Annotated in this window: 16 protein-coding genes; 6 read left to right on the top strand and 10 right to left on the bottom strand. The window is 71.1% G+C overall.

The features are described from left to right. Position 1: 1 nt before the first annotated feature. Positions 2-1,336: an ABC transporter substrate-binding protein gene (locus B072_RS0112570; protein ID WP_018530301.1), complete on the bottom strand. Its 1,335-nt coding sequence runs from the start codon at positions 1,334-1,336 to the stop codon at positions 2-4. Between the two features lie 490 nt (positions 1,337-1,826). Here B072_RS0112570 and B072_RS0112565 point away from each other — a divergent pair, with 490 nt between their 5' ends. The 3 genes from B072_RS0112565 to B072_RS0112555 all read left to right on the top strand — a co-directional run bounded on the left by B072_RS0112565 (position 1,827) and on the right by B072_RS0112555 (position 8,778). Continuing rightward, positions 1,827-4,010, top strand: a complete 2,184-nt coding sequence (locus B072_RS0112565; RefSeq protein WP_018530300.1) for a discoidin domain-containing protein — start codon at positions 1,827-1,829, stop codon at positions 4,008-4,010. Positions 4,011-4,087: 77 nt separating this feature from the next. After that, complete coding sequence (locus B072_RS0112560) at positions 4,088-7,069, top strand: CARDB domain-containing protein (protein WP_018530299.1); 2,982 nt, start codon at positions 4,088-4,090, stop codon at positions 7,067-7,069. 284 nt (positions 7,070-7,353) lie between these two features. Continuing rightward, a complete protein-coding gene (locus B072_RS0112555; protein WP_018530298.1) occupies positions 7,354-8,778 on the top strand; it encodes a PP2C family protein-serine/threonine phosphatase in 1,425 nt (474 codons plus the stop codon). A 92-nt stretch (positions 8,779-8,870) separates the two neighbouring features. Here B072_RS0112555 and B072_RS0112550 read toward each other — a convergent pair whose 3' ends face one another. Continuing rightward, positions 8,871-10,361, bottom strand: coding sequence for a hypothetical protein (locus B072_RS0112550; protein WP_018530297.1), 1,491 nt, complete (start codon positions 10,359-10,361; stop codon positions 8,871-8,873). A gap of 235 nt (positions 10,362-10,596) precedes the next feature. Here B072_RS0112550 and B072_RS0112545 point away from each other — a divergent pair, with 235 nt between their 5' ends. Beyond that, positions 10,597-11,748 carry an aminoglycoside phosphotransferase family protein gene (locus tag B072_RS0112545; protein ID WP_026245750.1) on the top strand — a complete coding sequence of 384 codons (1,152 nt, stop codon included), beginning with the start codon at positions 10,597-10,599 and terminating at the stop codon, positions 11,746-11,748. Between the two features lie 384 nt (positions 11,749-12,132). Continuing rightward, entirely contained in the window at positions 12,133-14,061 is a 1,929-nt protein-coding gene (locus B072_RS0112540; protein WP_018530295.1) for an N-acetylmuramoyl-L-alanine amidase, read from the top strand. A 66-nt stretch (positions 14,062-14,127) separates the two neighbouring features. Here the strand turns inward: B072_RS0112540 and B072_RS0112535 are convergent, their stop codons facing one another. The 3 genes from B072_RS0112535 to B072_RS43065 all read right to left on the bottom strand — a co-directional run bounded on the left by B072_RS0112535 (position 14,128) and on the right by B072_RS43065 (position 20,008). Next, a complete protein-coding gene (locus tag B072_RS0112535) occupies positions 14,128-16,446 on the bottom strand; it encodes a glycosyl hydrolase family 95 catalytic domain-containing protein (protein ID WP_018530294.1) in 2,319 nt (772 codons plus the stop codon). Positions 16,447-16,562: 116 nt separating this feature from the next. Continuing rightward, positions 16,563-17,060, bottom strand: coding sequence for a hypothetical protein (locus B072_RS0112530; protein ID WP_018530293.1), 498 nt, complete (start codon positions 17,058-17,060; stop codon positions 16,563-16,565). Between the two features lie 29 nt (positions 17,061-17,089). After that, the gene (locus B072_RS43065) at positions 17,090-20,008 is read right to left on the bottom strand and encodes a helix-turn-helix transcriptional regulator (protein ID WP_018530292.1); all 2,919 of its coding nucleotides are present in this window, start codon (positions 20,006-20,008) and stop codon (positions 17,090-17,092) included. Between the two features lie 218 nt (positions 20,009-20,226). On the opposite strand from B072_RS43065, the gene B072_RS0112520 reads away from it, so the two are divergent. Then, positions 20,227-20,946 (top strand): leucine-rich repeat domain-containing protein, encoded by a 720-nt coding sequence (locus B072_RS0112520; RefSeq protein ID WP_018530291.1) that lies wholly within the window; start codon positions 20,227-20,229, stop codon positions 20,944-20,946. Positions 20,947-20,950: 4 nt separating this feature from the next. Here the strand turns inward: B072_RS0112520 and B072_RS0112515 are convergent, their stop codons facing one another. The 5 genes from B072_RS0112515 to B072_RS0112495 all read right to left on the bottom strand — a co-directional run bounded on the left by B072_RS0112515 (position 20,951) and on the right by B072_RS0112495 (position 25,563). Further along, positions 20,951-21,838, bottom strand: a complete 888-nt coding sequence (locus B072_RS0112515; protein WP_018530290.1) for a universal stress protein — start codon at positions 21,836-21,838, stop codon at positions 20,951-20,953. A gap of 195 nt (positions 21,839-22,033) precedes the next feature. Continuing rightward, the gene (locus B072_RS0112510; RefSeq protein ID WP_018530289.1) at positions 22,034-22,276 is read right to left on the bottom strand and encodes a DUF397 domain-containing protein; all 243 of its coding nucleotides are present in this window, start codon (positions 22,274-22,276) and stop codon (positions 22,034-22,036) included. Positions 22,277-22,360: 84 nt separating this feature from the next. Then, entirely contained in the window at positions 22,361-23,536 is a 1,176-nt protein-coding gene (locus tag B072_RS0112505; RefSeq protein WP_018530288.1) for a thiolase domain-containing protein, read from the bottom strand. Then, complete coding sequence (locus B072_RS0112500; protein WP_018530287.1) at positions 23,533-24,597, bottom strand: thiolase domain-containing protein; 1,065 nt, start codon at positions 24,595-24,597, stop codon at positions 23,533-23,535. Before B072_RS0112500 ends, B072_RS0112505 begins: the two co-directional genes overlap by 4 nt. Next, positions 24,598-25,563, bottom strand: coding sequence for a Zn-ribbon domain-containing OB-fold protein (locus B072_RS0112495; RefSeq protein ID WP_018530286.1), 966 nt, complete (start codon positions 25,561-25,563; stop codon positions 24,598-24,600). It abuts the gene before it with no gap. Positions 25,564-25,675: the final 112 nt, after the last annotated feature.

The raw sequence follows: 25,675 nt of genomic DNA, 5'->3' as shown, positions 1-25,675 counted from the left end.
GTCAGGGCTTGGCCAGAATCGAGTTCGCCTTGGACTCCGCGTCCTTGAGGAGCTGGTCGATGTCGGCGTTCTCGCGTGTCAGCACCGCGGACATCGCGACGTCGAGCACGGCGTACAGCTCCTGCGCCTTCTCCGGCTCCAGCTTGGGCTCGACCGAGGTCGAGTTCGCGACGTACGGCTCGTAGTACTCGACCGGCAGGCTGGCGTTCGCCTTGCGCTCCTCGGCGAGCTTCTTGCCGGTGGGCGAGTCGCCCATGTAGTCGTTGTTCGGCACGCCCACGGCCTCACCGTTGGCCTTGCCGCGGGCGAAGTCGAAGCGGCCCTTGCCCGGGGTGTTGAACTGGAAGTCGATCCACTCCAGGCCCGCCTTGGTCTGCGCGGCGCTCGCCTTGGGGTTGATCATGTACGCCTCGCCGCCGGTGAGCGACGCCTTGCCGTCGGGTATCGCGGTGATGCCGTAGTCGTCGACCTTGCCCTGGAACTTCTGGACGACGTCGGTGACGACGTCCGGGGCGCCGAGCATCATGCCCGTCTTGCCGGCCGCCATCTGCTGCATCAGCGACTCCCAGCCGATGTTGACCTTGGAGCCGGTGCTGTTGTCCTTCCAGCGCATGTCGTGCAGCGTCTGCAGCACGGCCTTGCCCTCGGGGCTGTTGAAGGCCGCCTTGTGGTCGGTGACCATCTCGCCACCGCGGCTGTAGATGGACTGCGCGAAGTGCCAGCCGCCGGTGTTGCCGCCGCCGTACTCGCCGTATCCGATGTAGTCCTTGCCGATTCCCGCGATCTTCTTGGCCGCGGTCCTGACCTCGTCCCAGGTCTTCGGCGGGTTGTCCGGGTCGAGTCCGGCCTTCTTGAACACGGCCCGGTTGTAGACCAGTCCGACGCTGTAGCTGACGTTCGGGACGCCGTAGACCTTGCCGTCCTTGGTGACCATGTCGCGCACGTCCTGCTTGATGTCACCGAAGTTCTTCACGTACTTGGTGTCGCCGGTGATGTCCTTCGCCTGCCGCTTGGAGATCACGTCGGCGTAGTTGGTGACGGGCACCATGAACACCGTCTCCATCTGTCCGCCGGCCAGCTTCGCGGCGAAGGTCTTCGGGTCGAAGCACGGCTGCTGGTCGGTGCTCTTGACCTGCACGTCCGGGTGGGCCTTCTCGAAAGCGGCGACGTCGTCGTTCCACGCCTGGCGCTGCTTCGGCGCGGTCTTCGCCGGCTGACAGGCCACGGTGATGCTGACCTTTCCTCCGGCGTCGGAGTCCGACGAGTCACCGCCGCAGGCCGTGGCGGTGAGCGCCAGACCTGTCGTCAGAAGGATCGCGAGGTTACGGGGCTTCATTACGGCTCCTCTGGGGGTCACGCCCAAGCACTGCCCTTGATTCGGTGCGTCACATTAGGACGGCGCGCAGATCCACGCAAGATTCCGATCCAAGTTTGCAAGATTACGACTGCATCACGATGGCTCGACGGCCCTTCGCCGTCAGCCATGGACCGTCCCACACCCAGGGCGCGGCCCGTCAGCGGAGGCTCGGACTCCGCTGAGACCTCCCCTGCAACCGTTCCGGACGCCCCGCCCCCCTCGCCCGGCAATGCGCGATCGCCTGAATATTGCGCAAGGCTGTCAATTAATTGCGACGCGTGCCCGACATCTTGTGCTCACAAGGCCGTAATGCTTGAGTGAGCCCAGCCTGCGGCCGTGGCATGAGCGGATCCCGGGACGGCCACCGCTGCCACCGGCACCACTGCACCCCCCTCCCCCACCCCCCTCCCCCACAAGGAAGGCCCCACCGCAGATGAATCGGCATGTCATGTCTCCGTCATCCAGAGTCGTGCGGAGTCCCTACGTCCTCGCCCTCGCGGTCGCACTCGTGGGCACCGTCGTCGGAGTCGTCGGCCCGGCGTCCGCGCAACCGACGCCCAGCCCGGCCGCGGCCGCCGCGGGCGCCACCCTGCCCTTCACCTCCGCAGAGGCGGAGTCCGCCGTCACCACCGGCCAGAAGATCGGCCCCGACCACACCCAGGGCACCCTCGCCTCCGAGGCCTCGGGCCGGCAGGCCGTGCGGCTGAACGCGGGCCAGAGCGTCGAGTTCACCCTCACCGGCGCGGCCAACGCCGTGAACGTCGCCTACAACGTGCCCGACGGGCAGTCCGGTGCCCTCGCCGTCTACGTGAACGGCACCAAGCTGCCCACGTCCCTGGCCGTCACCTCCAAGTACAGCTACGTCGACACCTCCTGGATCGCGGGAGCCAAGACCCACCACTTCTTCGACAACGCGCGTCTCCTGCTCGGCCGGGACCTCAAGGCCGGCGACAAGGTGAAGCTGGAGGCCGCCTCCACCCAGGTCACCGTGGACGTCGCCGACTTCGAGCAGGTCGCCGCCGCCGCGGCCAAGCCGTCCGGGGCGGTCTCCGTCGTCGACAAGGGCGCCGACCCGACCGGTCAGCAGGACTCCACGCAGGCCTTCCGCGACGCGATCAACACGGCCAAGGCCGGCGGCGGCACGGTCTGGATCCCGCCGGGCGACTTCAAGGTCGGCTCCGAGCTGAGCGGCGTCGAGAACGTGACGGTCCAGGGCGCGGGTCACTGGTACTCGGTGGTGCACTCCTCGCGCTTCATCAACCAGACGAGCTCCGCGGGCAAGGTCCACCTCAAGGACTTCGCGGTCATCGGCGAGGTCACCGAGCGCGTCGACAACAACCCGGACAACTTCGTCAACGGCTCCCTCGGCCCGGACTCGTCCGTCTCCGGCATGTGGATCCAGCACCTGAAGTGCGGCTTCTGGCTGACCGGTAACAACGACAACCTGATCGTCGAGAACAGCCGCATCCTCGACACCACGGCCGACGGCCTCAACCTCAACGGCAACGCACACGGCGTCCAGGTCCGCAACAACTTCCTGCGCAACCAGGGCGACGACTCGCTCGCCATGTGGTCGCTGAACGGCGCCGACACCGGCTCCACGTTCTCCGGCAACACCATCTCGCAGCCCAACCTCGCCAACGGCATCGCGATCTACGGCGGCACCGACATCACCGTCAAGGACAACCTGGTCCAGGACACCAACGCACTCGGCAGCGGCATCGCGATCTCCAACCAGAAGTTCCTCGACCCGTTCTCCCCGCTCGCGGGCACCATCACGGTCTCCGGGAACACACTCGTGCGCACCGGTGCCATCAACCCCAACTGGGGGCACCCGATGGGCGCGCTGCGCGTCGACGCGTACGACAGCGCCATCGAGGCGACGGTGAACATCACCAACACCACGATCAAGGACAGTCCTTACAGCGCCTACGAGTTCGTCTCGGGCAGCGGCACCGGCAAGGCCGTCAGGAACGTGACCGTCGACGGGTCGACCGTGGACAAGGTCGGCACGGTCGTCGTGCAGGCGGAGACGCCCGGCGCGGTGAAGTTCAGCAACGTGCAGGCCGCCGGCGTCGGCGCGGCCGGGGTCTACAACTGCCCGTACCCGTCCGGCTCGGGCACCTTCACCGTCACCGACGGCGGCGGCAACTCCGGCTGGAACAGCACCTGGTCCGACTGCTCGGCGTGGCCGCAGCCGGGCGGCGGCGCCACCGACCCCGACCCCGACCGCAACCTCGCCAAGGGGCGCCCCGCGACCGCGACCGGCTCCGTCGACGTGTACACGCCCGGCAAGGCCGTCGACGGCGACGCGAACACGTACTGGGAATCGGCCAACAACGCCTTCCCGCAGGCGCTCACCGTAGACCTCGGCTCGGCCCAGGCCGTGCGGCGGGTCGTCCTGAAGCTGCCGCCGGCCACCGCGTGGGCGGCCAGGACCCAGACCCTCTCCGTCCAGGGCGGCACGGACGGTTCGTCGTTCAGCACCCTCGCCGCCTCGAAGGGCTACCGCTTCGACCCGGCGACCGGCAACACGGTGACCGTCACGCTGCCCGACTCGGCCCCCGCCACCCGCTACCTGCGGGTGCAGGTGACCGCCAACACGGGCTGGCCCGCCGGGCAGCTCAGCGAGGTCGAGGCGTACCTGAAGTGACCGGGCCCCACCTGAAGCGCTCCAGCCGTACCTGAAGTGAACCGCCCCCGCATCCCGCACTTCGAGAGGACCATGTCGTGAGACGGAGACAGAGGAGCCGGCGGCTGACCGCCGTCTGGCTCGGTGCCGCACTGACCACGCTCGGGCTGCTGCCCGTCACCGCCCAGGCGGCATCGGCCGCGGCCGGTGCGAACCTGGCGCTGAACAAGCCGATCGAGGCGTCGTCGACCATCCAGAACTACGTCGCGAAGAACGCCGACGACGGGAACACGAGCACCTACTGGGAGGCGAGCGCCAGCCCGTCCACGCTCACGGTGCAGCTCGGGGCCGACGCCGACCTCGACTCGGTCGTCCTCAAGCTCAACCCGGACGCCGCCTGGGCCACTCGCACGCAGAACATCGAGGTGCTCGGGCGGGCGAAGTCGGCGACCTCCTTCAGCTCGGTCAAGGCACGGGCCGACTACACGTTCAACCCCTCCACCAATCAGAACGCCGTGACGATCCCGGTGTCCGGGCGCTACGCCGACGTCCAGCTGAAGTTCTCGTCCAACAGCGCGGGCTACGGTGGTCAGGTAGCGGAGCTGGAGGTCCACGGCACCCCGGCACCGAACCCCGACCTGACGGTCTCCGCCCTCTCGTGGGACCCCGCGCAACCCAGTGAGGCCGACACCGTCAAGGTGAACGCCACGGTGCGCAACGCCGGTTCGGCGGCCGCCCCCGCGACGACCGTGAACGTGAGCGTCGGCGGAACGGTCGCGGGCACCGCGGCGGTTCCCGCGCTCGCCGCCGGCGCTTCGGCCACGGTGCCGGTCACCATCGGCAAGCGCGCCCAGGGCAGCTACACCGTGTCGGCGCTCGTCGACCCGAGCGACGCGATCGGCGAGCAGGACGAGACCAACAACAGCCGCACCGCGGACACCAAACTGACGGTCGGCCAGAGCCCGGGGCCTGACCTGGAGGTCACCGGCATCACGTCCAACCCGGCGAACCCCGCGGTCGGCTCGAACGTCACGTTCTCGGTGAAGGTGCACAACCGCGGCACCAGCGCGGTCGCCGCGGGCTCCGTGACCCGGCTGACGATGGCCGGCACCACACTGAACGGCACGACACCCGCCATCGCCGCGGGCGCGAGCGCCGACGTCGACGTCTCCGGCGGCTGGACCGCGGCGAGCGGTGGCGCCACGCTGACCGCGACCGCGGACGCCACCGGCACGATCGCCGAGACGAACGAGAACAACAACGTCTTCGCGCGCTCCATCGTGGTGGGCCGGGGCGCGGCCGTGCCGTACGTCGAGTACGAGGCGGAGGACGGCACGTACACCGGCACGCTCCTGGAGGCGGACGCCGTCCGCACCTTCGGCCACACGAACTACGCGTCCGAGTCGTCTGGCCGCACGTCGGTGCGCCTGGGCTCGACCGGCCAGTACGTGGAGTTCACCGCCAAGAGCGCGACGAACTCGATCGTCGTGCGGAACTCCATCCCGGACGCGCCGGGCGGCGGGGGCCAGGAGAAGACGCTCAGCCTGTACGCCGACGGGAAGTTCGTGCAGAAGCTGAACCTGTCGTCCAAGCACAGCTGGCTGTACGGGAACACGGACCAGCCCGAGGGCCTCACCAACACCCCCGGCGGCGACGCGCGACGCCTCTTCGACGAGACGCACGCCCTGCTGGCGCAGACCTATCCGCGGGGCACGAAGTTCCGGCTGCAGCGCGACGCCGGGGACGACGCCGCGTACTACGTCGTCGATCTGATCGACCTGGAGCAGGTGGCTCCGCCGACGAGCAAGCCGGCCGAGTGCACCTCCATCACCGCGTACGGCGCGGTCCCCGACGACGGGAACGACGACACCGCGGCGATCCAGAAGGCGGTGACCGCCGACCAGAACGGGGACATCGACTGCGTGTGGATCCCGGCCGGGCAGTGGCGCCAGGAGCAGAAGATCCTCACCGACGACCCGCTGAACCGCGGGCAGTACAACCAGGTCGGCATCCGCGACGTCACCATCAAGGGCGCCGGCATGTGGCACTCGCAGCTGTACACGCTGACCGCGCCGCAGAACGCGGGCGGCATCAACCACCCGCACGAGGGCAACTTCGGCTTCGACATCGACGACAACACCAAGATCTCCGACGTCGCCATCTTCGGCTCGGGCACCATCCGCGGCGGTGACGGCAACGCGGAGGGCGGCGTCGGCCTCAACGGCCGCTTCGGCAAGAACACCAAGATCAGCAACGTGTGGATCGAGCACGCCAACGTCGGCGTCTGGGTCGGCCGCGACTACAGCGACATCCCGGAGCTGTGGGGGCCTGCCGACGGGCTCGAGTTCAGCGGCATGCGGATCCGGGACACGTACGCCGACGGCATCAACTTCTCCAACGGCACGCGCAATTCGAGCGTCTACAACTCCTCGTTCCGCACCACGGGCGACGACGCGCTCGCCGTGTGGGCCAACAAGTACGTGAAGGACACCTCGGTGGACGTCGGGCACGACAACGTCTTCCGCAACAACACGGTCCAGCTTCCGTGGCGGGCCAACGGCATCGCCGTGTACGGCGGTTACGGCAACAAGATCGAGAACAACCTGGTGTACGACACCGCGAACTACCCCGGCATCATGCTCGCGACCGACCACGACCCGCTGCCCTTCTCCGGGCAGACGCTGATCGCGAACAACGGCCTGTACCGCACGGGCGGGGCGTTCTGGAACGAGGACCAGGAGTTCGGCGCCATCACGCTGTTCGCGCAGGGTCAGGACATCCCGGGCGTCACGATCCGTGACACCGACATCCAGGACTCGACGTACGACGGCATCCAGTTCAAGACAGGAGGCGGCGCCATGCCGGGCGTGAAGATCAGCGACGTGACGATCTCCAAGTCCAACAACGGCTCCGGCATCCTCGCCATGGGCGGAGCGCGCGGCAGTGCCACGCTCTCGAACGTGACGATCACGGACTCGCGCGACGGGAACGTCTTCGTCGAGCCGGGCTCCCAGTTCGTCATCGACACGGGGGCGGCGCGCGCCTCCTCGTCGGTGCCGGGCACCCGGCAAGGGCAGTAACGGACCGCCGCCCTACGTCGCACGGCATGCCGTGCGACGTAGGGCGGCTACGCGTTTGCGCTTTCTCCGTCGCGCGGAACGGACGAGTCCGGGCTACGTCAGAACCGGGCATTCGTTCGACCGTGACACTCGTAAGTATCATTCCGGAGGACAAGGGCATATGCCAGAAGCACCACCGCATCGTGTATGGCCAAATCCCTTACGAGGCCAGGCGGCCTGTGCCAGAGTCTTTAACGGTCCTTCCGTCCGCCTCGGCCGTACCCGCGCCTGCATCGGAGTTCTTCATGCCGTCCCATGTCTTCGCGGACCGCCCCGCCGGCCAGCCGCCGGAGCGTGGCACGGTCGACGCCCTGATCGACCAGACCCGCCGGCTGCTCGGTGACGTCGACGCCGTGCGCCGCGAATCCGTGGACTCGGTGGGCGAGGCGCCCGACGCCGAGGCCCGCTGGCAGCGCGCGCTGTACGAACTGGCGGTGCATCAACTCAGCGACCTGGACCGCCACTTGGCCCAGCTGCGGGAGGGACCGACGGTTCGCGAGGCCTTTCCCGCCCAGCGCCCCGCCGCCGATCCGCAGCCGGACTCGCTGCTCAGCCGGGTCGGCAGCGCCGACTGGAACCTGCTGACCGACGAGGCCATCTGGACCGAGGAGCTGTACGAGATCCTCGGCCGGGACCCCGGCTCCCCCGCGCTGACCCTCGACGAGCTGCCGGCCGTCGTCCACCGTGACGACCAGCCGAAGCTGACCGCGATGGTCACGGACTGCCTGATCGACGGCAAGCCGATCGACGGCGAGTTCCGCATCGTGCGCCAGGACGACACCGTCCGCACGGTGCACATGATGGGCGAGCCCGTGCTCGACGCGGACGGTTCGACCGCCTCCATGTGGGCGGTCGTACGCGACGTCAGCGAACTGCGGCGCAGCCAGCGCGCGGTGAGTGAGACCCGTGACTCGCTCCAGCGCCAGCGGCACATCGCACAGACCGAGCACCGGCTCGCGGTCGAGCTGCAGGAAGCCGTGCTGCCGCCGCGGCGCGGCTCCCTGCGGCTCCGGCACGGCGGCCCCCAGGGCCTCGACGTGGCGGCCCAGTACCTCCCCTCCTCGGCCGGCGACCTGATCGGCGGCGACTGGTACGACGCGCTCGAACTCCCCGACGGCAAGACCCTCTTGACCGTCGGCGACCTCACCGGACACGGCGTCGCCGTCGCCTCCGGCATGGCGATGCTGCTCGGCGCCGTCCGCGGCATGGCCGTGTGCGGCACCCCGCCGGCCGAGCTCCTCGGCCGTCTCGGCGAACTGCTGGACAACGCCGTACAACCCTCCCTCGGTAGCGCCCTGTGCTGTCGGTACGACCCGGTGGCCCGCACGCTGGCGTGGGCGCAGGCGGGACACCCCGCCCCGCTGCTGTTCCGCGACGGGACGGGGCGTGCGCTCACGCCTCCCGAGGGCGTGCTGCTCGGTGCGACCTCCGGTGCCGTGTACGGGCAGGCCGAGGAACAGCTGCGGGGCGGCGACGTGCTGGTGCTGCACACCGACGGACTCGTCCCACGGCGCGGCGAGAAGGCCGCCGCGGGCAGGCTGCTCGCTCTGGCGCCGCGCCTGGCCGAGGCTCATGACGCGCAGGACTGCGTGCGCGTGGTGACCGACGAGTTCGGCTCGGGCGAGCGCGACGACGACGCCTGTGTGCTCGTCGTCAGGATCGGCTCCTGACGGCGTACTGGTTCACCTTCCGGTACGAGATGCGGTTCGAACACGGACGTGCGGTACGAGATGTCCGGTACGGGCGATGTTTTTGAGCCTTGTCAGGCCTTCATCTTCTTCCCGCCGACCCTTGGCAGCGCCAGCTTGATCTCCTGCCGCAGGTCCTCGATCTTCGGGTAGCCCGCGTACTGGCCGGTGAGTCGGTACATCTCGCGCAGCCGGTCCCAGGTGCGGTGCGAGGAGTTCGCACCCATCGAGGACAGGGCGAGTCGTGCGTACCGGTCCGCCTGCTCGGGGTCGTCGGCGATGAAGCAGGCCGACGCCATCGAGAGGTTGTCGAAGATCTTCGACCGGTCCCGGCCGCCCGCCCGCAGTTCCAGCGCCTCCTTGGCGTGACGCTGGGCGATGACGGCGGCGCCCGGCTCGTGCTCGGCGAGGGTGCGGTAGGCGAGGGCCTGCATACCGTGCAGGTCCGCCTCGTCGAACATCTGCATCCAGCTCGGCGGTGGCACGTCCCCCTTGTCGGAGACGAAGAGGTCCTCCGCCTCGCCGAGGGTCCGGCGCATCGCCTGGCCCTTGCCCAGCGACGCCTGTGCCCACGCCTCGATGGTGTAGAGCATGGCCTTCGTGCGAGGCAGTACCTCCTCGCCCGAGCCGGACTTGGCGAGCTTCATCAGGTCGAGCGCCTCGTCGGCCGCGCCCAGGTGGATCTTCTGGCGGGCGGCCCGGGAGAGGGCCTCGCCGGCGCGTGGCCGGTCGCCGCCCTCGCGCGCGGCGTGCGCGGCGATGACGAAGTACTTCTGGGCCGTGGGCTCCAGGCCGACGTCGTGCGACATCCAGCCCGCGAGCACGGCCAGGTTGGCAGCGACGCCCCACAGGCGGCGCTGGAGATGGTCGGGGTGGCGGTAGGCCAGCATTCCGCCGACTTCGTTCAGTTGGCCGACGACTGCCTTGCGCTGCAACCCGCCGCCGCGGGAGGCGTCCCAGGCACGGAACACCTCCACCGAGCGTTCCAGTTCCTCGATCTCCTGGGACCCGATGGGGGCGGCCTCGTAGCGGTCGAACCCAGCGGGGTCGGCGTGCAGGGGGTCGGTGAACCGAGGAGCGTCGGCCGCGAGGGCCGGGTCGGTGTGCAGCCAGTCGTGCATGGCATTGCTGAGTGCGGAACCTGCGGCGAGCGCGGCACCCGCGCCCACCAAGCCGCGTCGGTTGAGCATGAGGTCCATTCCCGTGAATTCGGTGAGGACCGCAGCTGTCCGCTCGGGCGCCCACGGCACACCGTCGGGTCCCTGGTGCTCCAGAACCCCGCCGCCCTGCCGTTTCCCCGTGCGCCCGTGTCGGACGAGACCGAGATCCTCGATGGTCACGACACGGCCGAGTCGCTCGGTGAACAGCGCCGCCAGCACCCTGGGCACCGGATCGCGCGGGATCTCTCCCATGTCGATCCAACGCCTCACCCGTGAGGTGTCCGTCGCCAGCTGGGGGTGGCCCATGGCCGCCGCCTGCCGGTTGACGAGCCTCGCGAGTTCGCCCTTGGACCAGCCGGCCAGGCCGAACAGGTCGTTCAGGCGGGTGTTGGGTTGTCCGCTCACTTCAAGCCCCCAGGTTCTCGGCTGAAGTTGACAGTAGCCCTCTGTCAGTTGCTGAGCGACTATTCGCCAGGGTTCGCCAGGGTGCGCCAGCTGTTGTGCTCCTGTCCCACGGGTGTCAGGTAGGAATGCGCCACCCCGACCCGGTCGCCGCAGGGCATTCCCCAGGGTGTTACCGAACTCGGCCGGGCCGGGCGGCGCAGCAACTCGTCGGCACACGAAGGGATCTGTATCTCCCATGTACACAGCATCGTCCTCCGTGTCCGCCCCGCCCCGGCCGCTGCGTCCCGCCCGTCCGGTGGTCGGAGGCGGCCCGTACCTCGACCCCGCGCGGACGGGGCCCACGGCGCTCGGTGGCGTCGGCAGGACCCGGCGCGTTCCGGGGCTCGGAACGCAACCGCTCAGCGGGAGACTCGACTTGTCCGGCCCTCAGGGCGCCCAGCTGCGCACGGCGATCGCCTCGGTGCACCGGATCTGCCCGGAGTTCCATCCGGTCCAGGTGCTGCGCCGCAGCCCGCGGTCCGTGCTCCTCGTCGGTACGACAGGGCGCAGCACCGCCGTCGCGAAGTGTTTACTGGACCACTCTCCCGTGTGGGACGAGCGGGTCCGGCACGAGATAGCCGCATACCGTTCGTTCGTCCGACACCGGCCGCCGGTGCGGGTACCGCGTCTGATCGCGGCAGACCCGGACAACGGCACGCTGGTGATCGAGCGGATGCCCGGCCGGGTGGCGGCCCTGCAGCGCCACCCGGTCGAGGCTCCGCCTCGGGCGGACATCAGGGCGGCGCTCGGCGCCGTCTGCCGGCTCAACCAGTGGCGGCCGCCGGCGGGCACCTTCGACGCACCACTGGACTACGCCCAGCGGATCAACCGGTTCCACGACCTGGGCCTGCTGACCGACCGCGACATGGGTGATCTGCAGAAGCTGCTGCACGGCATCGCCCACGCGTCGGGCCGCGGCTCGATGGGCCAGTTCTGCCACGGTGACGCCCTGTTGTCGAACATCCTGCTCTCCCCCGCGGGCCCGGTGCTCGTGGACTGGGAGCACGCGGGCTGGTACCTGCCGGGCTACGACCTGGCGACCCTGTGGACCGTGCTCGGTGACGCCCCGGTGGCGCGCCGTCAGATCAGTCAGCTCGCGCAGTCCGGCGGCCCGGCCTCCCGCGACGCGTTCCTGGTGAACCTGATGCTCGTACTGACGCGGGAGATCCGTACCTACGAGACGGCCGTGCAGCGCTCGATGCACGACCAGGCCCCGGCGGCACCGGGCGCGACGGCCCACCCCGGTGCTGTGCCGACCGGCGAGGAGCAGCGGCTGTTGCTGCGCCGCCTGCACGACGACTGCAACATGGCCCGCAAGGCGGTGCGCGCGGCAGTCGGGACTCGCTGACGGGGACGAAGGTCCGTGGTACGCCGGGGTGGAGGATGGCGTACCGCGGACCTTCTCGCTGTCCGTGTACCGCGGGCAGCCACGCGCCGGACCCAACCCGCTGACCTCGTACGCTCATTGGTCCACACCACTGACGCGCCGCAGGCGGTCGCACCATCACGCCGGAAACCCCCGCACACGCCTGCTGACATGGGAAATCCCGCGAATCTCCGTTGCCCGTCGGATCATTGACGGATCGTCGGTGAGCCGATACCACTGACCACGATCGGCCCCGCACGCACCGCGCACGATCCCGAGATTCGTTGGTCCCTGGAGGCACCGTTGCATCGAACCCCGCGTACTGCCACCGGCAGACGTACCGGCAGGAGCACGCGCGCACGTGCGGTGGGCACACTGGCGACGGGAGCACTGCTGCTGCCGTTGCTCGGCGCGGCCCCTCCCCAGGAAGCGGCGGTACCGTCGGCCCAGCTGCAAGGCGCTTTCGCGTCGGCGGCGGCCGAGTACCAGGTGCCGCAGAGCGTGCTGCTCGGTGTGTCGTATCTGCAGTCCCGGTGGGACGCGCACGGCGGCGCGCCGAGCGTCACCGGTGGCTACGGCCCGATGCACCTGACCGACGCGCGCACCGCCGTCGCGGACACCGTGGCGCACGACCACGCGCAGGGTGACGCGCGCGGGGACGACTCGCGCGCTCCGCTGAAGGCCACGGAGGCGTCGCAGTCGGTGCCGACGCAGGCCCAACTCCCGGCCCGCCTGAGGACGTTGGTGAGGGCGGCCGAGCTCACCGGCATCCCGCGGGAGGAGCTGCGCAGCGACGCGGCGGCGAACGTGCGCGGTGGCGCGGCCCTGCTCGCCGCCGCCCAGAAGCAGCTCGGCAAGCCGCTCGGCGGTGACCCGGCGGACTGGTACGGCGCGATCGCCAAGTTCTCCGGCGCGGACGACGCGGCGACCGCGGCGACGTACGCGAACGACGTCTTCGCGGTGATCCGCGACGGCGAGCGCCGCACCACGGACGCCGGCCAGAACGTGACGCTGGCGGCCGACCGCGCCGCGCAGCCGAAGGCGGCGCAGCTCGAGACGATGGGGCTGCGCAAGACGGACACCTCCGACACCGAGTGCCCGAAGACGGTGTCCTGCGAGTGGATCCCGGCGCCGTACGAGGAGTTCGGCGACGGCGACTACGGCAACCACGACCTGGCGGACCGCCCCAAGGACCAGAGCATCGACTACATCGTCATCCACGACACGGAGGCGACGTGGGAGCAGACGCTGAAGCTGGTGCAGGACAAGACGTATCTGGCCTGGCACTACTCGCTGCGCTCGACGGACGGGCACATCGTGCAGTCCATCAAGGCCAAGGACGTCGGCTGGCACGCGGGCAACTGGTACGTGAACGCGAAGTCGATCGGCCTGGAGCACGAGGGCTTCCTCGCGCAGCCGGACTCCTGGTACACGGAGGAGATGTACCGCTCGTCGGCGCGCCTGGTGTCGTATCTGGCGAAGAAGTACGACATCCCGCTGGACCGGCAGCACATCCTCGGCCATGACACGGTGCCGGGTCCGACGGCGTCCACCATCCCGTCGATGCACACGGACCCGGGTCCGTTCTGGGACTGGGCGCACTACTTCGCGCTGATGGGCAAGCCGTTCCACCCCACGGCGGGACAGGGCGGCGGCGTGGTCACCATCGCTCCCCGGTTCGCCGAGAACCAGCCGGAGTTCACGGGCTGCGAGAAGGCGGGCGTGGCGTGCGCGCCGCACGGGTCGAGCGCGGTGCGGGTGTACACGGAGCCGAGCGAGGACGCACCGCTGATCAAGGACATCGGTCTGCGTCCCGGCGGTCAGGACTCCACGATCGACGTGAACGACATGGCGTCGCGGGTCTCGACGGGCCAGCAGTACGCGGTCGCGGAGCGCAAGGGCGACTGGACGGCGATCTGGTACCTGGGCCAGAAGGCCTGGTTCAAGAACCCGAAGAAGCAGCCGACGGCCGTGTCCGCCAAGGGACTTGTGGTGACGCCGAAGGCGGGCGCCGAGTCCGTCCCGGTGTACGGGCGTGCCTACCCGGAGGCCTCCGCCTACCCGGCCGGCATGACGCCGCAGGCGATCTCGCCGCTGCCGTACAAGCTGCTCGCGGGCCAGCGCTATGTGATCGGCGGGAGGACCACGGGCGAGTACTTCTACTCCCCCACCTTCGACACGACGTCGCACAGGGTCGTCAAGGGCAAGGACGTGTACTACGAGATCCAGTTCGCGCACCGCATCGAGTATGTGCGGGCGGCGGACGTGCAGGTGGTGCCGTCCACGGTGAAGTAGCGGCTGTGGTGGTGTGAGTGGTGGGGCCCGGGTTCGCGCAGGCGAACCCGGGCCCTTCCCTTGTCCTCAGTCGAAGACGTAGCGTCGCCCGGCCACGGCCTTGAGCGTCCTGTCTCCGAACAGGGTGCTGCGCAGCGCGAGTTCGCGGGTGCGGGTGGCGGTGAGGGCGATCCGGGTGGCGCGTCCCTCCGCCCAGTCGATGTCGACGGTCGCGCCGCCGCGCGCCCGCAGTCCGCGTACGGATCCGTCGGGCCAGCTCGCCGGGAGTGCGGGCAGGATCTCGATCACGTCGAACTGGCTCTGCAGGAGCATCTCGACGATTCCCGACGTGGCGCCGAAGTTGCCGTCGATCTGGAACGGCGGGTGGGTGTCCCACAGGTTGGGCAGCGTGGACCCCTTCAGCTGTTCGGCGAGCATCTTGTGCGCGTGGTCGCCGTCGCGCAGACGCGCCCAGAAGTTGATCTTCCACGCCTTGGACCAGCCGGTGCCGCCGTCGCCGCGTGCGGTGAGCGAGACCTTGGCGGCGTCGGCCCACTCGCTGCCGGGTTCGATCTGTCGTCCGGGGTGCAGGGCGTAGAGGTGGGAGACGTGCCGGTGGTCGTCGGTGGGGCTGTCGAGGTCGGTCTTCCATTCCTGAAGCTGTCCCCAGGAGCCGCGGCGCAGGCCGGGGTCCAACCGGCGCAGCGTGTCGGCGAGTTGGTCCCGGAAGGCCGGTGCGTCGCCCAAGGTTCTCGCCGCTTCGAGGGTGTTGGTGAGCAGGTCGTGCACGATCTGCTGCGACATGGCGGCGCCGGCGGTGAAGTCGCCGTGCTCGGGCGAGTAACTGGGCGTCGCGACCAGGGTGTTGTCGCGGGGGTCGGTGCGCAGGTTGTCGAGCCAGAACTCGGCGGCGGACTTCATCAGCGGGTACGCGGTGGTGCGCAGGTAGTCGGTGGAGCCGCCGAAGCGGTAGTGCTCGTAGAGCTGGGCGGTGAGCCAGGCGGCGGCCTCCGGGAACCAGAAGGCGGTCGACCAGTCGTGCACGCCCGTGAACCCGTAGGGGTTGGTCTCGTTGTGGACGACCCAGCCGCGGCTGCCGAACATCTCCTTGGCCGTACGTTCCCCGGGGGCGCGCAGCGCGGCGACGAAGCGGTCGTAGGGGGCCGTGGTCTCGGGAAGATTGGCGGCTTCGGCGAGCCAGTAGTTCATCTGGAGGTTGATGTTGACGTGGTAGTCGGCGGACCAGGGCGGGCTCGTCGACTGGTTCCACCCGCCCTGAAGGTGGGCGGGGAGCGAGCCCGGCCGCGAGGAGGCGATCAGCAGGTAGCGGCCGTACTGGAAGAAGAGCGCTTCGAGCGCGCGGTCGGCGGCCGTGGTTCCGCCCGTGTACCGCGTGAGCAGCTGGTCGGTGGGGACGTCCGCGGGCACGGCCTGCCGGATGTCGAGGGCGACCCGGTCGAAGAGGATGCGGTGGTCGCGGAGGTGGCGGGAGCGCAGCGCGCCGTGTCCGCGGGCCGCGGCCCTGTCGACGGTGGCGGTGACCGTGGCGTGCGGGTCGGTGCCGCGGTAGTCCGGGTAGGTGTCCGCGTAGTCCGTGCCGGCGGCGAGCACGAACGAGGCGCTGTCGGCGCCGGTCACGGTGAGGCTGCCGTCGGCGTTCGCGGTGAGGGTACCGCCGTCGTGACGCAGCCGGACCTGGGCTTCGAACGTCAGCCCGTTGTCGGCGAGTTCGCCGCGAACGGTGATCCGGTCGCCGCTCGACTTGGTCGTGTGGTCGGTGCGGGGCGAGGTGTACCGGAGGGTGAACGTGACGCTGCCGGGGCGGTCGGCCGAGAGTCGGCCAGCGAGCACGCCGTCCGGGTGCGAGGCGAGGTACTCGCGGTGGTGGGTGACGTCTTCGTGGGTGTACGTGACCGTGGCGAGGGCGGTGCGCAGGTGGAGGGCGCGGCGGTAGTCGGCGGGCGGAGTGGCGGGCGCGCCGGGGATGTCGAGGTGGAGGTCGCCGAAGGTCTGGTGGGCGCCGTAGCCGACGCGGGCCTGGCCGAGTGCGGCGGCGACGGTGTCGGGGTCGAGTTTCGTCTCCTCGTCGAGCCTGCTCCGCACGTCGGCGAGGGCGCCGGGGCGCGGGCTGCGCCAGTTGCCGAAGTCGTAGCCGCCCTGGGCGCCGGGGCCGCCGGTCCACAGGGTCTTCTCGTTGAACTGGAGGCGCTCGGAGGCAAGGGTGCCGAAGACGGTCGCGGCGAGCGCGCCGCTGCCGATGGGCAGGGCCTCGCGTTCCCAGTCGGCAGCGGGCGCCTTGTACCAGAGCAGTAATTCATCGGAGGGCTCGGCCGCCTGCGCGTCACCGGTAGCGAGCGGGCCGAGGCCTGTGGCGAGAGCGGCTGCACCCGCAGCCGCGCCCTTCATGGTGGATCTTCGCGTGATTCCGTTGACCGCGGAGTGCTCAGGGTTCCCAGAAGGCATGCCTCATCACGCTAGAGGTCGGATGACTCCGCGACAAGGGTGCTGCAAGGGGTGGTGGCTCAGCCCTGCTGGAAGAGCTCCGCGGGCAGCGGCTTGAGCAGTGCGTACAGGTCGTCGGTGATCGGACGGTCCCAGGAGGCGATCGTCACGAGCACGTTGTCGCTGCGGTCGAACTGGACGCAGGAGACGCGCGTCTCCGACAGCTTCAGGCGGCGCACGATGAGGAGGTTGTCCCCCTGCATCACCGGGACGTCCTCGACCCCGGTGACGGTGACCTCTTCGTCGTTCTCCAGCGCGATGAGGAGCTGGGCGACCTCGAAGGGGATCTCGCCCTCGGCGACCTCGCGGGCCGGGGAGCCCTCGGGCAGGTTGCCGATCACCATCGCGGGGCCGCGGCCGCCGAACAGGTCGTAGCGCAGGAACACGCCCTGGCAGGTGCCGTCGGGGGCGGGCAGCAGGCCCGCACCGAGGTTGCCCGGCCAGTCGCCCGGGTCCATGGCCAGGACATCGAAGTCGGGGCCCGCGGGGGTCGCTGCGCGGCGGCGGAGGAAGGACATGCGGCCAATGGTACGTCGCTGTGAGGCGTTCACCGGCCCCGGGGTTCGCCAGGGTCCTGCTCCCCGAGCGCGGCGGCCAGACCGGTCTGGTCGGTGCCGACCTTCCGGTACACGGCGGACAGCAGCCGGACGACGACCGCTTCCTCCAGACCCAGCTCGGCGGCGATCTCGGCCGGGCACAGGCCGCGTGCCGCGCAGGCCGCGGCGGACCGCTCGCGTGCGGTCAGCGCGTCGGTGGCCGCCCCGTGCAGGGGCCTCGGGCGCAGGCCGGCGGCGGCGAGCTCGTCGCGGGCCCGGTCCACCAGGCCGTCCGCGCCGCAGGCGACCGCGGCGTCCAGGCCCCGGTACAGCTGCTCGGCGGCTTCCCCGGCGTGGCCGGTGCGGCGCAGTTCCGTGCCGAGGGCGACGAGTGAGCAGGCCAGTTCGTATCCGGCGGGCGAGCGTTCCAGGTGGGCGACGGATTCCTCCAGGAGCTTGCCGCGGGCGGCGCCGGAGGAGATCTCGGCGGCGGCGCGCAGAGCCTGGCCGATCGCGGACGGGGCGCCGAACTGCCGGGCCCGTTCGACGGCGTCGTGGGCGAGGGCGAGGGCCCGGTCGGGGGCCTCGGCCGCCTCGGCGCGGGCGAGGTGGAGCTGCCAGGGGCACCAGGCGGGATTGCGCATGCCGCGCGGGTCGAGGCGGCGCCCCGCGGAGCCGAGTTCGGCTGCGGCTTCCTTGGTGCGGCCGAGGGCGAGCAGCAGTTCGCCGTAGACGGTCTGCGAGTCGGGGAAGACGACGGCGGCGGGGAACGGCGGCCCGAAGTCGTACGCCTCGGCCGCCTCCTTCGCCTCGGTGACGCGGCCGCGCGCGAGCAGCACCTGGACGAGGCTGCCGACGGCGTACCAGTGGGCGGGGGTGCCGGGTCCGACGCGTTCGGCCAGGCGCAGGCCCGCGCGGACGAAGTCCTCGGCCTCGGCGAGCCGGCCGCGCCGGTAGCGGACGTGGCCGAGCAGCGTGTACGCGAAGGAGAGGTGGCCTCCGCGCCAGCCGGCGTGCTCGAAATCGGCGATGCCCTCGACGAAGAGTTCCTCGGTGCGGCCCGGGCGGTCGGCGTACATGAACGCCATGGCGACCAGGACGGGCACCTCGAAGCCGCGGTCCTCGTCGGGGGCCCAGCACAGCCCGCCGGCCAGGGCCCGCTCGGCGTGCCGCAGGACGACGTCGGTGGGTTCGCCGCGCAGGGTGGCGTCCCAGGTGCGCAGGCCGATGATGTAGCGCTCGGTGAGATCGCGTCCGGTGAGCCGGTCGGCGAGTTTGGCCAGCCGCCGGGAGCGGGCCGGGGAGTCGGGTTCGTCGGCGCGGAAGGCGTCCCACATGAACTGCTCGGCCTGCAGGCGCAGGCGGACGCGGGGGTCCGTGGTGATGCGCATCTCGCGGGCGAGCGTCTCGGATGCCTCGACGAGGCGGTCGCTGTGGGCGAGGACCTGGGAGAGGCGGTAGACGATGCCGTGGCGGAGCGCCGGGTCGGTGATGGGTTCTTCGAGGGCGGCGCGCAGGTGGTTGACGGTGGTGGCGGGTTCGGTGAGCAGGGAGGCGCTGCCGAGTTCGTAGAGGACGGCGGCGCGGTCGTCGAAGGGCGGGGGTTCGCGCAGGGCGCGGGCGAGGTAGCGGCGGGCCGCGTCCGGGGCCCCGGCCCGGATGGTCTCGCGGGCGGCGGCGCGCAGCTGCTGCACGACCCAGCCGTCGCCGTCGGGGTGGGTCTCCAGGAGGTGGCGGGCGGCGGCGGAAGGGCCGAGCCCGGCGTTGGTGACCGTCCAGGCGGCCTGGCCGTGCAGGGCGACGCGGACGCCGCCGGGGATGGCCCGGTACACGGCGGTGGCGATCAGCGGGTGGACGAATTCGAGGGTCTCCACACCGGTGAGGATCCGCGCGGTGCGCAGTCGGTCGGCCGCGTCGGTGGCCTCCTCGGCGCCGAGGCCGGCCACGCCCGCGGCGAGCTCGGGGGAGATCTCCGTACCGAGGACGGCGCAGGCCCAGGCGAAGCGGACGGTGGAGGCGCCGAGGCGTTCGAGGCGGGCGATGAGGCCGCTGCCCTTGACGGCTGCGGCGAGGTCGCGCAGCAGGTGGGCGCCGTTCTCGGTGGGGGCGAGCCCGCGGTCGTGGACCTTGGCGGTCAGCTCGACGGCCTCGAAGGGGTTGCCCGCGGTGACGGCCCAGCACTCGCGGCAGAACGCGTCGTCGGCGTGCGAGCCGAGGGATTCGCGGACGAGGCCGGCGATCGCCGGTGCGCTGAGCGGTTCGAGGCCGAGCGGGCGCTGCCCGGACCGTCCGGGCAGGCCCCGCAGCGCTTCGCCGTACTCCGGGAGTTCCTCGGGCCGGTAGGCGACGACGAGCAGCAGCGGCAGCTCCTCGGCGCGCGGCGCGAAGGCGGCGAGCCAGCTGAGCGACTCGGGGTCGGCCCAGTGCGCGTCGTCGAGGACCAGGACCACGGGGGCGCGCCGCACGGCGAGGTGGGTGAGGACCCAGTCGAGGCCGTCGCGCAGGCCCTGCGGGTCGGGCGGCGCGCCGTCCGAGGGCGCGCACAGCCCGAGTGCGGGGCCGACGATCGCGTACCAGCTGCCCAGCCTGGAGCGGAGTTCGGGTTCGGGCATGGCCGCGAGCTGCGGTTGGACCAGCTGGCGGGCGACGTGGAAGGCGACGCCCTGTTCCTGGTCGCCGCCGCGGGCGTACAGGACGGTGCAGCCCTTGGCCGCGGCGCGCCTGCGGACCTCGGCGAGCAGGGTCGTCTTGCCGAGTCCGGCGGGCGCGGCGACGGTGAGCAGCGCGCCGTGCGGTCGCTCGGGCGGCTCGGCGCCGAGGTGGCGCATCCCGGCGAGCTCGCCGAGCGCCTCGTCCACGGCCGCCAGTTCACTCTCGCGCTCGAACAGCGTCCCTCGTCCCCGATGGCTCCGGCCTCCGCGCAGCGTCATGACGCACCCCCTCCCACGGCGGGTGTGACCAGCGCGGGGAGCCGGTACACGCCACGGGTTCCAGGGGCCTCAGCGTACGCCGTCGGGCTTCAAGTGGAGTCGTTCTGACGAGAGTTGGAGCGCATGTTCGAGCAGGTCTTTTCGTGCCACCCGGCACCTGCCGATAGGTTCACGATGAACCGACGGCGCGGACGGTGGGATCAGAGGCGGAGGCGGCCGTGACCAGCACCCTCAACTACTGGCGGGCGGGCCTGGACGACGTACCGGACGAGGTGTGGCGGCACCCCGCCGTGGAGGTGCTGCTCCTGTGCGACAACCGTCTCACGCGGCTGCCCGCCCGCATCGGCACGCTCACCGCCCTGCACACCCTCGACCTCGGCCACAACCGGTTCACCGAGGTGCCGCCGGAGATCGGCGCGCTCACGGGGCTGACCCGGTACCTGTATCTGCACGACAACCGGCTGACCGAACTGCCCGACACCCTCGGCGCGCTGACCCGGCTCGGGTATCTGAACGTCGGCGAGAACCGCCTGACCGCGCTGCCCGCGGCGCTCGGCGCGATGACCGGCCTTGTGGAGCTGCGAGCTCAGCACAACCGGCTCACCGAGCTGCCCGACTCCGTCGGCCGCCTCACCGAGCTGCGTGAGCTGTGGCTGCGCGGCAATCGCCTCACCGGGCTCCCCGATTCCGTACGGGGCCTGCGCGAGCTGCGCGAAGTGGAACTGCGCGAGAACGCGCTGACGGTCGTCCCCGGGGCGCTGCGCGGTCTGCCCCGGCTGCGCCGTCTCGACCTGCGCGGCAATCGCCTCACCGAAGTGCCGTGGTGGGTGGCCGAGTTGCCGGATCTGGAGAAGCTCGACCTGCGCTGGAACGACGTACGCCCGGCGCCCGGCCTGCTGGCCGAGCTGACCGGGCGGGGGTGCGTGGTCCTGCTCTAGGTGTCTACTCCGCCGGGGCGGGCGGCACCACGGCGACCGGGCTCTGCGCGTGCAGCAGCACGGCATGGGTCACCGAGCCGAGCATCGGCGCGGGGCGGGTGAGGCGGCGGCGGTGACGGCCGACGACGACCAGGGCGGCGTCCTGGGAGTTCTCGACGAGCAGGCCGGCCGCGTCGCCCGGCGCCGCGAGAACCTCGACCTCGACTTCAGGGTGAGAGTCGAGCAGCGACGCGATGGTCCGCCGGGCCAGATCCAGGGTCTCGCGCTCCACGGCCTCCTGGTCCTGGACGGCCGGTGTGAAGTCGCCGTACGCGGACCAGGCGAGCACCGGCCAGGGGTACGCGGCGACGACGCGCAGCGGCGCTCCCGCCCGTGCCGCGTGGGCGAACGCGAAGTCGAGCGTCGCCTCGTCGGGGTCGTCCACCCGCAGCCCGACCACGACACGGTCCGGTGCGGCCTCCTGGCCCCGTACGACGACCACCGGGCAGCCGGCGTCGCGTGCGACCGCCACCCCGTTCGAGCCGAGGAGCAGGCTGGTGAAGCCGCCGCGGCCGCGCGAGCCGAGGACGAGGAGCTGGGCCTCGTCACCCCGTTCGGGCAGCACCGCGGCGGGCACGCCCTCGTGGCTGATGAACTCGAGGGGCGGCAGATCGTCGCGCCCTTCGAGCTCCTTGCGGACCTCCTCGATGACGGGGTCGGCCGCGGAGTCCTCCGGCCCGGCCACGAGGACCGTGGGCTGGAGGAAGGGGGCGTACTGCCGTACATGCACGACGCGCAGGCCGGCGCCGCGCCGGACGGCTTCCGCGAGGGCCCAGTCCAGGGCCCGTCGGCTGTCGTCGGATCCGTCGACCGCGACGACGACGGGAAGGTTCTGCGGCTCGCGCGTACTCATGGCTGATCGCCTCCGACACCGGGCACGCTGGCCGTGCCCTCGTTGACCGGCTGTTCCTGTGTTCTCGTGGCCAGGCTCGCGCACACAAGAGCCACAGGACAGGGCCGAAGGTCACGTGTCGGAAACGGGGCGGGAAATTCGCCGTGTTCGGCCACGGCTCCCCGGGCCTCCCCGCCGGTGCGGCCGCCCGTACGGCTAGGTCAGATCGAACTCGCCCTCACGGGCCCCGAGCACGAACGCTCCCCACTCGGCCGGAGTGAAGATCAGCGACGGACTCTGCGGACTGCCGCTGTTGCGCATCGCGATGAAGCCCTCGACGAAGGCGATCTGGACATCGCCGAGGCCCCTACTGCTGGAGCGCCAGTCCGCGCTGCTCAGATCCAGGTCCGGCTTGTCCCATCCCGCGAGCGGGTGCTGGTCGATGGTGCTCTCGGCCACGTCCGTGCTCCTCCCGGTTCGTCGTCCGTGCGTCAGCCTAGCGATCGGCCGGTGCCGAGCACAGGCCGCGACGGCCACCGAAGGTCATCCTGTCGGAGGCTCGGAGCCGACGAGCCACATCGAGAAGAACTGCGAGCCGCCGCCGTAGGCGTGCCCGAGCACCTTCCGCGCGCCGTCCACCTGGTGTTCTCCGGCCTGGCCCCGTACCTGGAGGGCGGCTTCGGCGAAGCGGATCATGCCCGAGGCGCCGATCGGATTGGTGGACAGGACACCGCCCGACATGTTGACGGGGAGGTCCCCGTCGAGTTCCGTGACGCCTGATTCGGTGAGCTTCCACCCCTCGCCCTCGTCGGCGAACCCCAGGTTCTCCAGCCACATGGGCTCGTACCAGGAGAAGGGCACGTACATCTCGACGGCGTCGATCTCCCGGCGCGGGTCGGCGATCCCGGCCTGCCGGTACACGTCGGCGGCGCAGTCCTTGCCGGCCTGCGGCGACACGAAGTCCTTGCCCGCGAAGAGCGTCGGCTCGCTGCGCATGGCGCCGCCGAGCATCCAGGCGGGCGGCTTCGGCGAACGGGCCGCGCCCGCCCGGTCCGTGAGGATCATGGCGCAGGCGCCGTCGGAGGACGGGCAGGTCTCGGAGTAGCGGATCGGGTCCCAGAGCATGGGCGAGGCCTGGACCTTCTCCAGGGTGATGTCGTGCTCGTGGAGATGGGCGTACGGGTTCTTGAGCGCGTTGCGGCGGTCCTTGTACGCGACGAGGGAGCCGACGCCGTCGGGCGCGCCGGTGCGTCGCATGTACGCGCGCACGTGCGGGGCGAAGAACCCACCGGCCCCGGCGAGCAGGGGCTGCTGGAACGGGACGGGCAGCGAGAGCCCCCACATCGCGTTGGATTCCGACTGTTTTTCGAAGGCGAGGGTGAGGACCGTGCCGTGGACGCGGCCGGCGATCAGGTTCGAGGCGACCAGCGCGGTGGAGCCGCCGACGGAGCCCGCGGTGTGTACGCGCAGCATCGGCTTGCCGACGGCGCCGAGGGCGTCGGCGAGGTACAGCTCCGGCATCATGACGCCCTCGAAGAAGTCGGGCGCCTTGCCGATGACCACGGCGTCGATGTCGGCCCACGTCAACTCGGCGTCGGCGAGGGCGCGTTGGGCGGCCTCCCGGACGAGACCGGCGATCGAGACGTCCCGGCGGGCGGCGACGTGTTTGGTCTGGCCGATGCCGACGACGGCCACGGGCTCCTTGGACGTGGTGCTCATCGCTGGTCCTCCCCTTCGAGTACGGCGACCAGGTTCTGCTGGAGGCAGGGCCCCGAGGTGGCGTGGCCCAGCGCGCGGCGGGACTCGCCGCGGTGGATGCGGGCGGCGGCCTCGCCGATGCGGATGAGGCCGGCGGCCATGACCGGGTTGGCGGCGAGGGCGCCGCCGGACGGGTTGACGCTCACGTCGTCGCCGAGCCGCAGCGCCTTGCGCAGCACGACCTCCTGCGAGGTGAACGGGGCGTGCAACTCGGCGGTGTCCACCAGCTGTTCGAAGGCTCCGGCGTTCTCGGCGGCGAGCCGCGTCGAGGGCGAGTCGGTGAGGTCGCGCACGCCGAGGCTGTGCGCCTCGATGCGGTGGTCGATGCCGCGGATCCAGGCGGGCCGCTCGCACAGTTCGCGGGCCCGGTCCCCGGCGGCGAGGATCACGGCGGCGGCGCCGTCGCCGATGGGCGGGCAGTCGCCGGTGCGCAGCGGATTTACGACGTAATCGCCGTGCGGCACATCGGCGCCGCGCAGCTGCGCGTGCGGATTGCCCGCGGCGGCTCCGCGGCTGCGGGCGGCGACCCCGGCGAGCGCGGGCTCGTCGGTCTCGCCCGCGTCGATGAGGGCCTGCGCCTGCAGGGCGGCGAGGGCCACGGAGTCGGGCCAGAGCGGCGCCACGTAGTAGGGGTCGAGCTGGCGGGTCAGCACGTCACGGACGCTGCCGGGCGACGACTTCCCGTACGAGTAGACGAGCGCGGTGTCGGCCTCGCCGGTCAGCAGCTTGGTCCACGCCTCGTACAGGGCCCACGCGCCGTCCATCTCGACGTGCGACTCGGAGATCGGCGGCCAGGCGCCCACTCCGTCGAGCGCCATCGTGAAGGAGAAGGCGCGGCCGGCGAGGTAGTCGGAGGAGCCGGAGCAGGTGAAGCCGATGTCGGCGGTCTTCAGGCCGGTGGAGGCGAGCACCTCGTGCAGCACGGGCATGAGCATCTCCACCTCCGACATCTCGTCGGTGGTCCGCAGATGGTCGCTCTGCCCGAAGGCGACGACGGCGATGTCCCGGATCGGCGGCCGCATCTAGATCAGCTCCTTGTACGTGTCGTAGTCGGCGTCGGGTTCGCCGGTCGGCCGGTAGTGGTCCGGGTAGCGCCCGCCCTCGGTCCACACGGGTTCGACGCGCAGGCCCATGCGGACCTGGTCGTAGGGGATGCCCGCGATGCGTCCGTGCAGGGCGAGGTCGGCGCCGTCGAGCGCGATGTGGGCGTAGACGTAGGGCAGTTCGATGTCGAGGTTCTTGGCCTTGACGTTGACGATGCAGTACGTGGTGACGGTGCCGGCCGGGCCGACCTCGACCTGGTCGGTGGTGGCGACGCCGCAGGTGGGGCAGGCGCCGCGGGGCGGCACATAGACCTTGTGACAGGAGGGGCAGCGTTCGCCGACGGTGCGGTTGTCGGCGAGGGCGTTGATGTACCGGCTCTGGGCGCCGCCCGGACTGTAGGTGTAGTCGAGGCGGGCGTGGGCGACGATTCCGGTGACCGCCTCCTCGTCGAACCGACCGTCGTGCGGGGCCGGTTGAGCCTCGTCCGGCTCGCTGTCGTACGGCTCGAAGCAGGCGATGTCCGTGATGGCGCCCTCGCGTTCCGCGGCCCAGCGGACGCGGACACGCATACCGCTGTGCACGGCGTCCGGGCCGGGGACGTCGAGGGCGTGGAGAAGCGCGGTGTCGGCGCCGTCGAGTTGCACCAGGACCCAGGCGAACGGGGTGTCGAGGGGCTGACCGCGGCGTGCCTCGGGGTTCCAGGCCCAGGTGGTGACGGTTCCGGTGGGGGCGACCTCGACCAGGTCGCGGATCTCGTCGGCGGTGACCGGGTCGTACTCGACGGGCGGGACCAGGGTCCTGCCGTCGGTGGTCCTCACGCCTAGGACGGTGCGGTGGCGCAGGCCGGTCAGGAACGCGGACTGGACGGGGCCGAGGGAGCGGGTGAAGGGGAACTCCACGACCAACGGTGCGCGGAGTACCTCCGGTTGGGACGCGGTTGTCATCTGGCCTCCTGTGACGTACGGGTGGGGTCTTCTTCGGGGTGCGTCTGCCGGGTGCGGTGTGTGGGTTGCTGGTCGCCCCACCGGCCCGCAGCCGCGAATCAAGCGCACCCGG

This window comes from Streptomyces sp. HmicA12 (assembly GCF_000373565.1).
Classification (GTDB): domain Bacteria; phylum Actinomycetota; class Actinomycetes; order Streptomycetales; family Streptomycetaceae; genus Streptomyces.
The sequence above is the reverse complement of the archived record's forward strand: the minus strand, read 5'-3'. Positions and strand labels throughout refer to the sequence as shown.

Bases quoted from the DNA above. Each gene is read 5' to 3' on its own strand.
- B072_RS0112570 (WP_018530301.1), bottom strand. From the start codon at position 1,336: ATGAAGCCCCGTAACCTCGCGATCCTTCTGACGACAGGTCTGGCGCTC.
- B072_RS0112555 (WP_018530298.1), top strand. From the start codon at position 7,354: ATGCCGTCCCATGTCTTCGCGGACCGCCCCGCCGGCCAGCCGCCGGAG.
- B072_RS0112545 (WP_026245750.1), top strand. From the start codon at position 10,597: ATGTACACAGCATCGTCCTCCGTGTCCGCCCCGCCCCGGCCGCTGCGT.
- B072_RS0112535 (WP_018530294.1), bottom strand. From the start codon at position 16,446: ATGAAGGGCGCGGCTGCGGGTGCAGCCGCTCTCGCCACAGGCCTCGGC.
- B072_RS0112530 (WP_018530293.1), bottom strand. From the start codon at position 17,060: ATGTCCTTCCTCCGCCGCCGCGCAGCGACCCCCGCGGGCCCCGACTTC.
- B072_RS43065 (WP_018530292.1), bottom strand. From the start codon at position 20,008: ATGACGCTGCGCGGAGGCCGGAGCCATCGGGGACGAGGGACGCTGTTC.
- B072_RS0112515 (WP_018530290.1), bottom strand. From the start codon at position 21,838: ATGAGTACGCGCGAGCCGCAGAACCTTCCCGTCGTCGTCGCGGTCGAC.
- B072_RS0112505 (WP_018530288.1), bottom strand. From the start codon at position 23,536: ATGAGCACCACGTCCAAGGAGCCCGTGGCCGTCGTCGGCATCGGCCAG.
- B072_RS0112500 (WP_018530287.1), bottom strand. From the start codon at position 24,597: ATGCGGCCGCCGATCCGGGACATCGCCGTCGTCGCCTTCGGGCAGAGC.
- B072_RS0112495 (WP_018530286.1), bottom strand. From the start codon at position 25,563: ATGACAACCGCGTCCCAACCGGAGGTACTCCGCGCACCGTTGGTCGTG.